Source organism: Mesorhizobium sp. WSM4810 (assembly GCF_055811235.1).
In genome coordinates this window covers 319,316-333,178 of sequence record NZ_JBVVQV010000003.1, presented here as the reverse complement: position 1 = coordinate 333,178, position 13,863 = coordinate 319,316, and the positions used below count along the sequence as shown (strand labels likewise).

The 13,863-nt window shown below is 63.3% G+C and carries 16 protein-coding genes; 8 read left to right on the top strand and 8 right to left on the bottom strand.

Features of this window, described 5'->3' with window-relative positions; translation table 11 throughout:
• Positions 1–8: 8 nt before the first annotated feature.
• Positions 9–1,016 carry an agmatinase gene (speB, locus tag AC0L3O_RS06620; RefSeq protein WP_287175255.1) on the bottom strand — a complete coding sequence of 336 codons (1,008 nt, stop codon included), beginning with the start codon at positions 1,014–1,016 and terminating at the stop codon, positions 9–11.
• A 222-nt stretch (positions 1,017–1,238) separates the two neighbouring features.
• Complete coding sequence (locus AC0L3O_RS06615) at positions 1,239–1,367, bottom strand: hypothetical protein (protein WP_287175253.1); 129 nt, start codon at positions 1,365–1,367, stop codon at positions 1,239–1,241.
• A gap of 54 nt (positions 1,368–1,421) precedes the next feature.
• Between AC0L3O_RS06615 and AC0L3O_RS06610 the strand changes: the two genes are divergently transcribed.
• Positions 1,422–2,480, top strand: a complete 1,059-nt coding sequence (locus AC0L3O_RS06610) for a glycerophosphodiester phosphodiesterase family protein (RefSeq protein ID WP_473534598.1) — start codon at positions 1,422–1,424, stop codon at positions 2,478–2,480.
• A 441-nt stretch (positions 2,481–2,921) separates the two neighbouring features.
• Here AC0L3O_RS06610 and AC0L3O_RS06605 read toward each other — a convergent pair whose 3' ends face one another.
• Positions 2,922–3,794: an aldo/keto reductase family oxidoreductase gene (locus AC0L3O_RS06605; RefSeq protein ID WP_473615198.1), complete on the bottom strand. Its 873-nt coding sequence runs from the start codon at positions 3,792–3,794 to the stop codon at positions 2,922–2,924.
• A 94-nt stretch (positions 3,795–3,888) separates the two neighbouring features.
• Here AC0L3O_RS06605 and AC0L3O_RS06600 point away from each other — a divergent pair, with 94 nt between their 5' ends.
• Positions 3,889–4,791, top strand: a complete 903-nt coding sequence (locus AC0L3O_RS06600; RefSeq protein WP_473615196.1) for a LysR family transcriptional regulator — start codon at positions 3,889–3,891, stop codon at positions 4,789–4,791.
• A gap of 287 nt (positions 4,792–5,078) precedes the next feature.
• On the opposite strand, the gene rpsI is transcribed toward AC0L3O_RS06600, so the two are convergent.
• The 3 genes from rpsI to AC0L3O_RS06585 form a co-directional block, all read right to left on the bottom strand.
• Positions 5,079–5,561: a 30S ribosomal protein S9 gene (rpsI, locus tag AC0L3O_RS06595; RefSeq protein WP_027155304.1), complete on the bottom strand. Its 483-nt coding sequence runs from the start codon at positions 5,559–5,561 to the stop codon at positions 5,079–5,081.
• Between the two features lies 1 nt (position 5,562).
• Entirely contained in the window at positions 5,563–6,027 is a 465-nt protein-coding gene (gene rplM / locus AC0L3O_RS06590; protein ID WP_023798353.1) for a 50S ribosomal protein L13, read from the bottom strand.
• 231 nt (positions 6,028–6,258) lie between these two features.
• The gene (locus tag AC0L3O_RS06585; protein ID WP_023798352.1) at positions 6,259–6,723 is read right to left on the bottom strand and encodes a PaaI family thioesterase; all 465 of its coding nucleotides are present in this window, start codon (positions 6,721–6,723) and stop codon (positions 6,259–6,261) included.
• Between the two features lie 151 nt (positions 6,724–6,874).
• On the opposite strand from AC0L3O_RS06585, the gene AC0L3O_RS06580 reads away from it, so the two are divergent.
• The 5 genes from AC0L3O_RS06580 (at position 6,875) to AC0L3O_RS06560 (ending at position 10,629) form a co-directional block, all read left to right on the top strand.
• Positions 6,875–7,696 carry an enoyl-CoA hydratase gene (locus tag AC0L3O_RS06580; protein ID WP_287175247.1) on the top strand — a complete coding sequence of 274 codons (822 nt, stop codon included), beginning with the start codon at positions 6,875–6,877 and terminating at the stop codon, positions 7,694–7,696.
• Positions 7,697–7,711: 15 nt separating this feature from the next.
• Complete coding sequence (locus AC0L3O_RS06575; protein ID WP_128170017.1) at positions 7,712–8,134, top strand: VOC family protein; 423 nt, start codon at positions 7,712–7,714, stop codon at positions 8,132–8,134.
• Between the two features lie 106 nt (positions 8,135–8,240).
• Entirely contained in the window at positions 8,241–8,762 is a 522-nt protein-coding gene (locus AC0L3O_RS06570) for a CoA-binding protein (RefSeq protein ID WP_473534595.1), read from the top strand.
• Between the two features lie 214 nt (positions 8,763–8,976).
• Positions 8,977–10,257 carry an O-acetylhomoserine aminocarboxypropyltransferase gene (locus tag AC0L3O_RS06565; RefSeq protein ID WP_473615195.1) on the top strand — a complete coding sequence of 427 codons (1,281 nt, stop codon included), beginning with the start codon at positions 8,977–8,979 and terminating at the stop codon, positions 10,255–10,257.
• Between the two features lie 21 nt (positions 10,258–10,278).
• A complete protein-coding gene (locus AC0L3O_RS06560) occupies positions 10,279–10,629 on the top strand; it encodes a cupin domain-containing protein (RefSeq protein ID WP_473615193.1) in 351 nt (116 codons plus the stop codon).
• Here the strand turns inward: AC0L3O_RS06560 and AC0L3O_RS06555 are convergent, their stop codons facing one another.
• On the bottom strand, positions 10,630–11,886 hold the full coding sequence (locus AC0L3O_RS06555; protein WP_473534592.1) for a cytochrome P450: 1,257 nt from the start codon (positions 11,884–11,886) through the stop codon (positions 10,630–10,632).
• A 191-nt stretch (positions 11,887–12,077) separates the two neighbouring features.
• Here AC0L3O_RS06555 and AC0L3O_RS06550 point away from each other — a divergent pair, with 191 nt between their 5' ends.
• Positions 12,078–13,181 (top strand): NAD(P)/FAD-dependent oxidoreductase, encoded by a 1,104-nt coding sequence (locus tag AC0L3O_RS06550; RefSeq protein WP_473534663.1) that lies wholly within the window; start codon positions 12,078–12,080, stop codon positions 13,179–13,181.
• 1 nt (position 13,182) lies between these two features.
• Here AC0L3O_RS06550 and AC0L3O_RS06545 read toward each other — a convergent pair whose 3' ends face one another.
• Entirely contained in the window at positions 13,183–13,770 is a 588-nt protein-coding gene (locus AC0L3O_RS06545) for a hypothetical protein (protein WP_473534591.1), read from the bottom strand.
• Positions 13,771–13,863: the final 93 nt, after the last annotated feature.

Sequence of the window (13,863 nt, the reverse complement as noted above, 5' to 3'; positions counted from 1 at the left end):
GTTCGAAATTATATGCCACTTGCCTGGTTCAATCCGGCAACAATGTGATTGCCATTGTTCAGCTCTTCGAGCCGGGCCTTTCGTTCCGCCAGCAGCCCGAGATAGTGCATGGCCACCGTCGACCCGGCAATTGCCGTTATATCGGCGTGATCATAGGCCGGCGCAACCTCCACGACATCGGCGCCGACGATATCGAGCTGATTGATCTGGCGCAGCACCGACAGGATCTTTGCCGAGGACGGCCCGCCGGCGACCGGTGTGCCGGTGCCGGGCGCGAAGGCCGGGTCGAGGCAATCGATGTCGAACGTGACGTAGGCCTTCTTGCCGCCGGTGCGGTCGACGATGGCATAGGCGATATCGGACGCGCGCATGTCCTCGATTTCGTGGCCGTACAGGATCTTGATGCCGAAGGTGTCAGGCGCATGGGTGCGGATGCCGATCTGGATCGAACGGTCGGGATCGATAATCCCCTCCTTGACCGCACGGCCGACGAAGGAGCCGTGATCGATGCGCTTGCCGTCGTCCGGCCAGGTGTCCTGGTGGGCGTCGAACTGCACCAGGGCCAGCGGACCGTGGATGGCGGCATGCGCCTTGAGCAGCGGCCAGGTGACGAAATGGTCGCCGCCGAGCGATAGCAGGAAGGCGCCGGATTTCAGGATCTTTGCCGCCTCGCGCTCGATCGTCCCCGGCGTCTTCTGGTGGTTTCCGCTGTCGAGCAGGCAATCGCCATAGTCGACCACGGCGAGATATTCGAACAGATCGCGCGAAAATGGGTATTGCGGGTCGTTGTCGAGGATGGTCGAGGCGCGGCGAATCGCCTGCGGTCCGAAACGCGCGCCCGGCCGGTTGGTGACGGCGGCGTCGAATGGGATGCCCCACACCACCGCGTCCGCGCCCTTCACGTCCTTCGAGTATTTGCGTCGCATGAACGACAGCGCGCCGGCATAGGTCGGCTCGAAGGACGCACCCGTCCTGGCCCGGGCGGTGAAGGCGTGGTCGATGTTGGTGTTCGGCATGAAGCGATCTCCTGTGCGTCGAGGCGCAACCTTATTGGATATAATTCCAGGAAATGCGACCCCTTCCGAGGGCCATGGCCGTTCGAGCTCGGTCACAACTTCTTGCTTGCCAGGTGAGCCCGCATGGCCAACCCGGAATTTGCGTAGATATGCATGAATACAACCGAAAGTAGCCAGCCGTCCTTACGCGGGATGGTTGTCAGCCGGGGAACGCAGCAGATTTCAGCGCGCCAGGCCGGCCACCGACCGCCAGGACGGCGGCATCGATCTCGGCAAGTCGAGATTGAAGAACAGCCGCTTCAGCCGGCATTGACCTGACTTTCCGGCATTTGCGAAGCCGGCTTCGTTCACTGGGCTGTCACGCGCGTCGCTTATCCGGGTTTGCATCCGGTAGGAGCGATTCTCATGCGAACGACTTGGCTGAACCTTGTGCTTGCCGCCGCCTCGGTGCTGTTCACTGGCTCGGCATTGGCTGGCGAAACACGCGCCAGGCAGATTCTCGACCGTTTCGAACACGCCAACCAATGGCGCGACCATGTCATGGTGGCGGCGCACCGCGCCGGCAGCCTGCAGGCCCGCAAGACGCTGTTTGCGGAGAACTCGATCGCCGCCCTCGAGGCATCGATCGCGCTTGGCGCCGAAATCGTCGAGGTCGATGTCAGGCGCTCGAAGGACGGCCAGTTCGTCGTCATGCATGACAGCTGGCTCGACCGCACGACGAACTGCAAGGGCGAGGTGGTCAAGCGCACGCTGGCCGAACTCAAAACCTGCAGGCTGGTGATCGAAGGCACCGGCGCCGTCACCGACGAGTCGGTTCCGACGCTGCGCGAGATGCTGATGGCGACCAGGGACAGAATCCTCGTCAACATCGACAACAAGCTCGACGTCGACAGCCTGGCCGGCATGATCGCGGTGGCGCGTGACCTTGGCATGGCCGAACAGGTGATCGTCAAGGAGAACCTGTGGAACCCGGCCAGGATCACCACTGTCAAGGCAGCCATGGGCGCGATCGGCAGCGGTTTCCAATTCATGCCGATCATTGCCGACGACGCGGTTCGCGACGCCGGTTTTGCCGAGAAGGTCAGCGGCGCCTTTTCGCCGCGCGCGGTCGAGATGATCAACTGGCGGGACGGCGCCGAGACGCTGACCGAGACCGGCGGTCCGCTGTTCAGCCCGCGCATGCGCGCCGCGGCGATAAGGGGCGACTGGCACATCTGGGCCAATACCTACGCCATCGTCAACAAGCCGGGCGGCTTCCTTGCCGGCGGTCGCGGCGATGAACTGGCGGTGTTCGCCAGCCTGCCGCGCGAGACCTACGGCTTCTGGGCCGAGCGCGGCGCCACCATCATCCAGACCGACGAGCCGAAAGCGGCGATCGACTGGCTGGCGGCAAACGGCTACCGCGTGCCCTATTCGGATGCGGCGCGGCCGGCGGAGCCGGCGAATACGGCGAGCATCAACTAGTTCCTCTGCACCGTGGATTTGGTTCTTTGACCGGCGGTCGCGCTGCCGGCCGGCCTGCAGCCACCATCTCTGACGCTGGGGATTAGCCACAGGCCACCATGCCTTCGTCATCCCAGGGCGGAGCAAGGAGCGAAGCGACGCGCTGCAGACCCTGGGATCCATTCCGTGACATCCGCCGAAGAATGCAGCGGCTCAGAATAAAAGCGCTCTGTAGCGATCCTTCGCGCCCCCCTCTGCCCTGCCGGGCATCTCCCCCACTTGGGGGGAGATTTGGCCTTCATCACTGATTTCGCCAACCACCAACCTTGCAAAAAGGGCGCTGTCCGCGAAGCTGCCAATCTCCCCCCAAGTGGGGGAGATGCCCGGCAGGGCAGAGGGGGGCGCTGTCCCGCCAGCCTGTCGATCATGGCGAGATTGGCTCGTTGCCGCTTTCGCCAATCCTCATGCCGCCATCGCCACGCCGTCCAACTCCCTCACGGCATCCTGCGGCAGTTCAAGTTCGGCCGCGGCAAGATTCTCCCGCAAATGCGCAACGGAAGACGTGCCGGGGATGAGCAGGATATTGGGCGCGCGACCGAGCAGCCAGGCGAGCGCGACCTGCATCGGTGTGGCGCCCAGGCGCTGAGCGACGCCGGACAGGGTAGACGACTGCAGCGGGTTGAAGCCGCCGAGCGGAAAGAACGGCACATAGGCGATGCTGTCGCGGGCGAGTTTGCCGATCAAGGCGTCATCGCCCCTGTGGGCCAGATTGTATTGGTTCTGCACGCAGACGATCCTGGCGATCCGTCGCGCCTCTTCGATCTGTGCAGATGTGACATTGCTGAGCCCGATATGACGCACCAGGCCCTGTCGCTGAAGCTCGGCCAGCACAGTGAACGGCGCCTCGATCGACCCTTCGGCGGGGCCATGCGCGTCGAACATGATCCTGAGATTGACGACGTCCAGCACGTCGAGCCCGAGATTGCGCAGATTTTCGTGCACCGCCTCCGTCAGCGCTTCGGGCGAGAAGGCCGGGAGCCACGAGCCATTCGCGCCGCGACGGGCGCCGATCTTGGTGACGATCGTCAGATCGTCGGAATAGGGCGCGAGCGCTTCACGGATGAGTAGATTGGTGACGTGCGGGCCGTAGAAATCGCTGGTGTCTATGTGATTGACCCCAAGCGCAACAGCTTCGCGCAGCACGGCCAATGCTGCGCCATGGTTCTTGGGCGGACCAAAGACGCCGAGTCCTGCGAGCTGCATGGCGCCGTAGCCGAGCCGCTTCACGGTGCGGTCGCCGAGAGTGAACGTGCCGGAAAGGTCAATGCTGGACATGGTCTATCTCCGTTCAGGATGAGGTTGAGATAGGCGCTGTCCGATCTCACGATAATTGGGTACATTCCGCACGGGCTGTACGGAATGTCGAACAATGAAGGTCGATCTCGGAGATCTGAACGCCTTCGTCGCCGTGGCGCGGGCCAAGGGTTTTCGAGATGGCGCCCGCGCCAGCGGCGGCAGTGCGTCGGGCTTGAGCGAGGCGGTGCGCCGCCTCGAGACGCAGCTCGGTGTCAGGCTGCTCAACCGGACGACCCGCAGCGTCGTCCCGACCGAAGCCGGCGCGAGCTTGCTGGCCCGGCTCGGCCCAGCCTTGACCGAGGTGGAATCGGCCCTCGACGTTGTGAATGGCTTCCGCGACAGGCCGGCAGGCACGTTGCGCCTCAACGTGCCGGTCAGCGCGGCGCGGCTGGTGCTGCCCAGCATCGTCCCTGGGTTTCTCGCTGCCTATCCCGGCATCCGGCTGGAGGTGATCGCCGAGGAGAGCTTTGTCGACGTACTGGCGGCAGGCTGCGATGCCGGGATCCGTTACGACGAGCGGCTGGAACAGGACATGATCGCGGTGCCGATCGGACCGCGCCTTCAGCTCTTTGCCACCGCCGCCAGCCCTGCCTACCTTGACCGCCATGGCCGGCCGCAACACCCGCGCGACCTGCTCGGTCACGCCTGCCTGCGCGGCCGCTTCGCCAGCGGGGCGATGCCGCCATGGGAATTCGAGCGCGACGGCGAGGTGGTGCGGGTCGATCCGACGGGGCCGCTTCTCGTGACCCTGGGCGGAGCGGCCGATCTCGCCGTCGATGCAGCCATCGCCGGTACCGGCATTGTCAGCCTGTTCGAGGATTGGCTTCGCCCTTACTTCGAGAGCGGTGCGCTCGAACCCGTCCTCGAACCTTGGTGGCAGAGCTTCCCCGGGCCGTTCCTCTATTATCCCGGCCGGCGTCTCGTGCCGGCGCCGTTGCGGGCGTTTATCGATTTCATCAGGGACAGCCGGACCTGAGGCCTGCGTCGGGCATGAACTGCGCCCGGCGCCGTCACCCCACCCGGCGTTGCGCACGGACCTCCCCATCGAGGGGAGGTAGGGCGTCGCGCTTTACACTCAGACCATCGTCCGGCGCCCGGCCGGCTTTTGCAGACCGTTCGGCGAGCGGGAAGCTGTCCCGACCTTCTACCTCCCCTTGATGGCTCTTGATGGGGATGTCGCGCCGCAGGCGCGGGTGGGCTCGGCACCAAAAGAAAAGGCCGCCCGGAGGCGGCCTTTTCGACTGTCTGAAGCAGAAGCAGTGCTTAGCGCTTCGAGAACTGGAACGAGCGGCGGGCCTTCGCCTTGCCGTATTTCTTGCGCTCGACGACGCGGCTGTCGCGGGTCAGGAAGCCGCCCTTCTTGAGCACGCCGCGCAGCGCCGGCTCGTAATAGGTCAGCGCCTTGGAGATGCCGTGACGCACGGCACCGGCCTGGCCGGAAAGGCCGCCGCCGATGACGGTGGCGACGATGTCGTACTGGCCGGCGCGGTTGGCGGCGATGATCGGCTGGTTGAGGATCATCTGCAGGACCGGGCGCGCGAAATATTCGGCGAACACCTTGTCGTTGACGACGATCTTGCCGGAGCCGGGCTTCACCCAGACACGGGCGATGGCGTTCTTGCGCTTGCCGGTGGCATAGGCGCGGCCCGACTTGTCGAGCTTCTGGACGTGGACGGGTGCAGCCGGCTGCGTGTTGGTGTTGCCGGTGGCAGTTCCGAGTTCTGCGAGCGAGGAAAGCTCAGCCATTTTACGAAACCTTCTTGTTCTTGGCGTTCAGCTTGGCCACGTCGAGCGTGACGGGCTGCTGGGCGACATGCGGATGTTCCGTGCCTGCATAGACGCGGAGATTCTTCATCTGGCGACGGCCGAGCGGACCACGCGGGATCATGCGTTCGACGGCCTTCTCGACGACACGCTCGGGGAAACGGCCCTCGAGCAGCTGGCGCGCGGTGCGCTCCTTGATGCCGCCGGGGTGGCCAGTGTGCCAGTAATAGACCTTGTCGGTGAATTTCTTGCCGGTGAACACCACCTTGTCGGCATTGATGACGATGACGTTGTCGCCGTCGTCGACATGCGGGGTGAAGGTGGGCTTGTGTTTGCCGCGAAGATGATTGGCGATGACAGTGGCGAGACGGCCGACGACGAGACCCTCGGCGTCGATCAGCACCCACTTCTTCACCACATCCGCAGGCTTCTGCGAAAAGGTTGCCATGGATTGTTGCTTTCGGTTCGGACCTTCCCCATCGACGAACGACAAGGAAAGGCGTTTCTTGTTGCTTGGATTGACGCCGAGAGCTCGCCCGCCGCCAATAACAAAACGGCGGCCTTCGCGGGCCGCTGTTCCGTGAGGGCTTATAGGCGAGGGGGAGGTATCACGTCAAGGCTGATGAAAACCAACAGGGCGGACAAGACACAGTAAAAACAAAGGTTTGAGATAAAGGTATTATTTTACCACATGATCAAACCGCTTCGGCGGGATTGAATAGGTTCCCGTGGCGTGCGCTACCGTGTGTCCGTCCGGTCCGGCGACGATGTCGATTTCGAACACCATCAGGCTCTTGCCAAGCTTCAGGATGCGGCAATGACCATCGATCGGTCCGGCCTCGGCCTTGCGGACAAAATTGATGGTGAGATTGGTGGTGACCGAAAGCGCGTCCGGCCCGGCATGCGAAAGCACGCAGACATAGCCGCCTATGTCGGCCAGCGTGAACAGCGACGGGCCCGACACGGTTCCGCCGGGGCGCAAATGCCGCTCGTCGGCATTCAGGCGTACCGTGCAGCCGCCCGCAAACACCTCGATCGCTTCGTAGAAGGTGAACTGGTCGTTGAGCTGCGGATAGACGGTCTCCATCAGCGCATTGACCTGCGCCGCGGTCAGCACCGGCTTGAGATTTTTTTGCGCAGGCATAGGCGGTTTCCTATATGTGCCGTGGCCTGAGAAAACACGCCTTAAGCCTGTTCTTCAATCGGCAGCGTGCTAGTTCTTTTGTTCCATGGCCCCGCGAACCCGATGCCGCTGGCCAATAATGAGGTTGGAGACATGGGAAGAGGTTTGAAAAATGGTTGAAATCGTCGCCATCAAGCCTGCTGTTGCCGAAGGTCCTGTTGTCACGAGGCTGGACAAGGGCGTGCTCCGCCTGACGCTCGCCAATCCGCCGGCCAATGCGCTGTCGCTGGCGGTGATGGCGGCGCTGACGGCGGAACTCGACCGTGCCAAATCCGACAGATCCGTCCGCGTCATCGTCCTGGCGGCGGCCGGAAAAATGTTCTGCGCCGGACACGACCTCAAGGAAATGACCGCGCGCCGCACCGATGCCGATCGCGGCAAGGCGTTCTTCGAGGAGACGTTTTCCGCCTGCGCGGCACTGATGCAGGCGATCGTGCGCCATCCGAGGCCGGTGATCGCCGAGGTCGATGGCCTGGCGACGGCGGCCGGGGCACAACTGGTCGCGAGCTGCGATCTGGCGATCGCCTCGCACGAGGCGACCTTTTGCACGCCGGGCGTCAATATCGGGCTGTTCTGCTCGACGCCGATGGTGGCGCTGTCGCGCAACGTTTCGCGCAAGCACGCGATGGAGATGCTTTTGACCGGCGAGACCATCGATGCGGCGACGGCCAAGGAATTCGGCCTCATCAACCGCGTCGTGCCGCGCGAATATCTCAATCAGATTGTCACCAAATACGCGCAAACCATTGCTGCAAAATCGGCCTTGGTCGTCAAGACCGGAAAGGAAGCTTTTTACGCGCAGGCCGAATTGGGGCTGGCCGACGCCTATGCCTACACCGGCCGCGTCATGGTCGACAACATGCTGGCGCGCGACGCGGAAGAGGGCATCGGCGCCTTCATCGGCAAGCGCAAGCCGGAATGGACGGAGGAATAGGGACGGAGAATAGACATGGAGCCTCGCATCTCCATCATCACCATTGCCGTCGATGATCTCGAGCGCGCCACACGCTTCTACGAGGCGATGGGCCTCACCCGCCATGCCGGGATCACCGAGGGCGTCGCCTTCTTCCAGATGGGCGGCGTCATTCTCGGGCTGTTCCCGCGCCAAAGCGCCGAAACGGATTCAGGCATTACTTTCGGTGCGGCGCCGTCGGCGATCTACCTCGCCTACAACACCCGCTCCGACGCGGAGGTCGATGACGTGCTGACGATGGCCGAGAAGGCCGGCGGCCGCATCGTCAAGCCGGCCGGCCGCGCCTTCTGGGGCGGCTGGTATGGCTATTTCGCCGACACCGAAGGGCATGTCTGGGAAGTGGCGCACAATCCGGCTTTTCCGATCGCGGAAGACGGCAGCATCTCGCTGCCGGGTTGACCGCGTTTCCCACCGCTTTCGACGATACCGATCATTTCCGCATGATGCGCAGTTTCTGCAACAATCCGGATGGTTTTCTCGCCGAGGCTCTGTATGAGGACGAGGCATGAACCATGACGCCTACGACAATGCCTATATCGCCGGCATCCTCAATTCGGTGAAGACCATCGCCATGGTCGGTGCGTCCGCCAACGATGTGCGGCCGAGCTATTTCGTGCTGAAATACCTGCTGGGCAAGGGCTTTTCGGTGTTCCCGATCAATCCCGGCCAGGCCGGCAAGGAAATCCTTGGCCGGATGACCTATGCCAGGCTCGCCGATGTTCCCGAGCCGATCGACATGGTCGACGTGTTTCGCGGCTCGGCGGCGGTGCCGGGCGTTGTCGACGACGTCTTGCGGCTCGATCCGTTGCCGAAAGTCATCTGGATGCAGCTTGGCGTGCGCCATGACGAGGCAGCCGCACGCGCCAAGGCCGCCGGCATCAATGTGGTGATGAACCGCTGCCCCAAGATCGAATATGGCAAGCTGTCGGGCGAAATCGGCTGGACCGGCGTCAACTCAGGCGTGTTGTCGTCGAAGAAGCCGCTGATGCGGCCGGGATTCCAGAGTTTTGGCGTCCGTCGGAAGTAGGTGGTGCATGGTGAATAGTGAATGGTGAATAGAAGGATTTTTCCGGAAGGCGGCCACAGCGGCATATGAGCCGCTTGCAATCACGATGGGGCTGGCCGACGTTGCCTTCACCATTCACCATTCACCATTCACCATTCACCATTCACCATTCACCATTCACCATTCACCATTCACCACTCAGCATTCAGCATTCAGCATTCAGGGGAGGTAATCCATGACCCGCACGCCCGGTTTCAACACGCTCGCCGTCCATGCCGGCGCCAAGCCCGATCCGGCGACCGGCGCGCGTGCCACGCCGATTTATCAGACGACCTCCTTTGTCTTCGATGATGCCGACCATGCCGCTTCGCTGTTCGGGCTAAAAGCCTTCGGCAACATCTACACCCGGATCATGAACCCGACGCAGGCGGTGCTGGAAGAGCGTATCGCGGCACTCGAAGGCGGCACCGCGGGGCTGGCCGTGGCGTCGGGCCATGCCGCGCAGGTGCTCGTGTTCCACAATTTGATGCAGCCCGGCGACAATTTCGTCGCCGCGACAAGGCTTTACGGTGGCTCGATCAACCAGTTCGGCCACGCCTTCAAGAATTTCGGCTGGCAGGTGCGCTGGGCCGACACCAACGACATCTCGACCTTCGAAAGCCAGATCGACGAAAAGACCAAGGCGATCTTCATCGAGAGCCTGGCCAATCCGGGCGGCGTCTTCGTCGACATCGAAAAGATCGGCGACATCGCCCGCAAACATGGTCTGCCGCTGATCGTCGACAACACGCTGGCCTCGCCCTATCTGGTGCGGCCGATCGAGCATGGCGCCGACATCGTCGTGCATTCGCTGACCAAGTTCATCGGCGGCCACGGCAATTCGATCGGCGGCGCCATTGTCGATGGCGGTACCTTCGACTGGTCGAAATCCGGCAAATATCCGATGCTGTCTGAGCCGCGCCCTGAATATGGCGGCCTCGTCCTACACGAAACATTTGGCAATTTCGCTTTCGCCATTGCCGCGCGCGTGCTCGGCCTGCGCGACATGGGCCCGGCGATCTCGCCCTTCAATGCGTTCCTGATCCTGACCGGGCTGGAAACCCTGCCGCTCAGGATGCAGCGCCATTGCGACAATGCGGTCACCGTCGCCGCGTGGCTGTCCAACCACCCAAAGATCGCCTGGGTGTCCTATCCCGGCCTGCCCAGCGACAACAACAACGCGCTGCAGAAGAAGTATTCGCCGCTTGGCGCCGGTGCGGTGTTCACCTTCGGCCTGAAGGGCGGCTATGCGGCGGGCATCGCATTCGTCGAGGCACTCGAACTGTTCTCGCACCTCGCCAATGTCGGCGACACCAAGTCGCTGGTCATCCATCCAGCGTCGACCACGCATCGGCAATTGTCCGACGAACAGAAGGTCGCCGCCGGCGCTGGGCCGGATACGGTCAGGCTCTCGGTCGGCATCGAGGATGTCAACGACATCGTCGCCGATCTGGAACACGCTCTCGCCAAGGTCTGACCCCTGCTGCAAGGAGTTTCCATGACCGCGCCAAAATTCCTCTCCGTCGATATTGAAAGCGTTGACCCGGAACCTGGCGCGCCGGCGCCGGATCGCCTGATTTCAGGCGATCCAAAGTTCCGCACCTGGAATGTCGAGGAACGCGACGGCGGCCTCTATGCCGGCATGTGGGAGGCGACGCCAGGCAAATGGCGCATCGAGTATGACGAGTGGGAGTTCTGCCACATCCTGTCGGGCGTCTCGGTGATTTCAGAGGCGGGCGGCGAGGCGCGCACCGTCAGGGCTGGCGACAGTTTCGTGCTCAGGCCGGGGTTTAAGGGAAGCTGGGAAGTGCTTGAAACGACACGCAAGGAGTATGTGATCAAGCTTTGATCATTGTCCGCTGTGCACGGCGAGCCTTTCCAGCCCGTTGAAATGATAGCTGTCGCGAAAACGCGGCTGTTCGGCCAGATGCAGCCGCGGCAGCCGCTCGAACAAGGTTTTCAGCGATACCTGCAATTCGAGCCGGGCGAGCGGCGCGCCGATGCAGAAGTGGATGCCGGCGCTGAACGAGACGTTCTTCTGGTCGGTGCGATCCGGCCTGAAGGCGAAGGGTTCGGCAAAGGCCGCCGGGTCGTGATTGGCCATGCCGAGCAGCAGGCCGATCGTCTCGCCCGGCCGCACCAGAATGCCTGGAACGACCTCGATCTCTTCATAGGCATAGCGCGTGAACATGTGCAGCGGCGCGTCGAAGCGCAGGCATTCCTCGACCGTGGCGGTGGTCGTTTGCGGCGAGGTGAAGAAGCGGCGCGGGTCGCCGCCTTGCGCGAGGATCGCGCGCACCGCATTGCCGGTCTGGTGGACGGTCGCCTCGTGGCCGGCATTGAGCAGCAGGATCGCCGAGGACACCAGTTCGTCCTCCGAGAGTTTTTGGCCATCATCTTGCGCCGAGATCAGCAGCGACAGCAGATCGTCGCCGGGTTTCTTCCGTCGTTCAGCGACATAGCCGCGCAGAAAATTCGAAAAATCATGTGCTGCGCGATTGGCCGTCTCTTCCGTTTCGCGTGTGCGGCCGTGCATGTACATGGCGACCATCTGATGCGACCAGTCGAGGAGTTGCGGTCCCATCTCGACCGGCACGCCGAGCATCTCGGCAATGATGGTGATCGGCAAAGGCGATGCGAAGGCTGGCAGCAGGTCGACCTGCCCCGGTTCGAAACGGTCGATCAGCTCGTTGGCCAACGCCTCGACGCGCGGCCTCAGCCGCTCGACCTGACGCGAGACGAAGGCGCGGTTGACCAGCGTTCTGAGTCTGGTGTGAACGGGCGGTTCCAGCTCCAGCATCGAATTGGCCTCGATGCCGTCGAAGCTGCCGAGATGGGTGCGGTCCTCGCCGACGCCGCTTCTGTCAGGGATGCCGGCCGGGTTGTGGCGGCCGAAGCGCCGGTCGCGCAGCAGCCGGCTGACGTCGTCGAAGCCGCCAAAGCACCAGAAGCCGAACTCTTCCCAGAAGAAGACATTCGATGCGCCATGCATGAAAGCATAGGCCGCGTACGGGTTCTGGAAGAAAGCCGCCTCGTGTGGATCGAGCCGCACATGACGGGTGGCCGGATCGAAGGCCAGGTAAGTTGGTGGCACCAAATCGGTCATTGTGGATCATTAGCGCATGACCCCAAAAACCGGAATCGGTTTTCGGAAAGGATCATGCGCAGATTCAAAAGTGTTGGAGCGTCCTTTGCGCGCCCCAACGACACGCGGCGCTCCAAGGCTTGCCAGCCTGGCGCCAGACATGCACAAAAGCGCATTTAGCCAGCCGGCGCGGCTGCGGAAAGACTGACTTGATGAATGTGATCGTGGTTGGCGCAGGCATTGCGGGGCTGTCGACGGCCTGGTCGCTGGTCAAGGCCGGGCACCGGGTCTCGATTGTCGAGCAGGGACCGATTCCCAATCCGCTTGCCGCCTCGGGCGACCATCACCGCATCATCCGCCGCGCCTATGGCGCAGCCTCGGGTTATGGCCGGCTGATAACCGAAGCCTACGAGGCCTGGGACGAGATGTGGGCCGATCTCGGCGAGAACCATCTCGACCCGCGCGGCTTCATCTGCATTTCACGCGAGCCGGGAGACGAAGCCGAGGAATACCGCGAGGGCATGGAGGCCGGGAACTACCCGATCGAGCTGTTCGAGCCGGACGCCGCGGCCAAGCGCTGGCGGTTCCTGCAGCCCGGCTCGTTCCGCTACGCGTATTTTTCGCCGGAGGGTGGTGCGCTGCATTGTCGCAAGATTGCCTCCCGCCTCGCCGAATGGCTGCGGAGAACCGGCGCCAATGTCTACGACAACAGCAAGGTGGTGGAGGTCGACGCCGAGGCTGGCCGCCTTGTGCTTGAAAGCGGCGAGACGATGCAGGCCGACCGCATCGTCGTCACCGCTGGCGCCTGGGTGCTGAAACTGTTTCCGGAGCTGGGCGGCGAGCTGAAGACCTGGCGCACCGCGCTCGCCTATGTCGAACCGCCGGCGGATCTGAAAGCGGCGTGGCATTCGGCCCCGGTCATCCTCGATGTCGGCGGCGCCGTCGACGGCTACGTGATCCCGCCGTCCGGCGGCGCCGGCATGAAATTCGGCTCAGGGCTGCACAGGGTGCCGACCAGCGATGCCGACTGGAACCGCCAGCCGGTGGCGCGCGAGGGCGAGGCGATCCGCGACCTGTTTTCGCCGCCGATCGCCCGTGTCGAAGAATACAAGGTCACCGAGGTCGTCACCTGCGCCTACACCTTCACCGCCGACGAAAAGTTCCTGGCGCATGAGAAGGGCAAATGCCTTGTCGTTTCGGCCTGCTCCGGCCACGGCTACAAGTTCGGCGCGGCGGTCGGCAGGCGTGTCGCAGCGACCGTCGGCAATGGCGATGTCGGCGGCTTGAAAGCGTGGCTGCGGGCCGAAGCGGTCTGACCTAATACCGGCAGTGCCGCGGAATTCGCACCTGCCGCCAGCGCGACGAGCCCTCGCGGACCAGAATCCGGCGCGCCACTGTCTGGTAGGTGGCGGGAAAATTGACGATCCGCCGCTGCTCCGGCTGCACCAGAACCTCTTCGGCGACGCTCTCGTACTCGGCGGGACTGACGATGCGCCGCTGGCGCTCCGGCTGCACCACCACGGTTTCGGCCACCCGTTGATAGCGCGCCTTGTGCCTGATCTTGCACAGCACCTTGCGGCCGTTGATGACGCGCCATTCCCAGGAGTAGCCGCCATCGACCTTCACCGTGCGGTAGATGATGCGGGTAATGGCAGGCACCATCTCGTAGCTGACACGCGCCGGTGCGATCTGCACCACCCGCTCGCGCGTCCCGTAGATCGCCGGAACGGATTCCACCTGCTGACCGGCCGGGCTGACGAGCACGTTTTCGTAGACCGTCTCGTAGACGGACGGCCTGTTGACCTGCTCGTAGCATTCGACGGCGCGCCCGCCGGCAGCCGTTTCGGACACCATGCCGAGGACGGCGAGGCTGGCGATGGCCGAGGAAGCAGTTTTCCCGATCATTGCACTCCCCCCAGTTTGAACTTTCCACGCAAGCTCAACGTTGAATTGTAGGGGAAGCCGTGTCCCGGGAAAGCGGTTTCGGCACATTTCGTT

Bases quoted from the DNA above. Each gene is read 5' to 3' on its own strand.
- AC0L3O_RS06550 (WP_473534663.1), top strand. From the start codon at position 12,078: ATGAATGTGATCGTGGTTGGCGCAGGCATTGCGGGGCTGTCGACGGCC.
- rplM (WP_023798353.1), bottom strand. From the start codon at position 6,027: ATGGCAACCTTTTCGCAGAAGCCTGCGGATGTGGTGAAGAAGTGGGTG.
- AC0L3O_RS06565 (WP_473615195.1), top strand. From the start codon at position 8,977: ATGACCCGCACGCCCGGTTTCAACACGCTCGCCGTCCATGCCGGCGCC.
- speB (WP_287175255.1), bottom strand. From the start codon at position 1,016: ATGCCGAACACCAACATCGACCACGCCTTCACCGCCCGGGCCAGGACG.
- AC0L3O_RS06570 (WP_473534595.1), top strand. From the start codon at position 8,241: ATGAACCATGACGCCTACGACAATGCCTATATCGCCGGCATCCTCAAT.
- AC0L3O_RS06605 (WP_473615198.1), bottom strand. From the start codon at position 3,794: ATGTCCAGCATTGACCTTTCCGGCACGTTCACTCTCGGCGACCGCACC.
- AC0L3O_RS06600 (WP_473615196.1), top strand. From the start codon at position 3,889: ATGAAGGTCGATCTCGGAGATCTGAACGCCTTCGTCGCCGTGGCGCGG.
- rpsI (WP_027155304.1), bottom strand. From the start codon at position 5,561: ATGGCTGAGCTTTCCTCGCTCGCAGAACTCGGAACTGCCACCGGCAAC.
- AC0L3O_RS06545 (WP_473534591.1), bottom strand. From the start codon at position 13,770: ATGATCGGGAAAACTGCTTCCTCGGCCATCGCCAGCCTCGCCGTCCTC.
- AC0L3O_RS06580 (WP_287175247.1), top strand. From the start codon at position 6,875: ATGGTTGAAATCGTCGCCATCAAGCCTGCTGTTGCCGAAGGTCCTGTT.
- AC0L3O_RS06575 (WP_128170017.1), top strand. From the start codon at position 7,712: ATGGAGCCTCGCATCTCCATCATCACCATTGCCGTCGATGATCTCGAG.
- AC0L3O_RS06560 (WP_473615193.1), top strand. From the start codon at position 10,279: ATGACCGCGCCAAAATTCCTCTCCGTCGATATTGAAAGCGTTGACCCG.
- AC0L3O_RS06610 (WP_473534598.1), top strand. From the start codon at position 1,422: ATGCGAACGACTTGGCTGAACCTTGTGCTTGCCGCCGCCTCGGTGCTG.
- AC0L3O_RS06585 (WP_023798352.1), bottom strand. From the start codon at position 6,723: ATGCCTGCGCAAAAAAATCTCAAGCCGGTGCTGACCGCGGCGCAGGTC.
- AC0L3O_RS06555 (WP_473534592.1), bottom strand. From the start codon at position 11,886: ATGACCGATTTGGTGCCACCAACTTACCTGGCCTTCGATCCGGCCACC.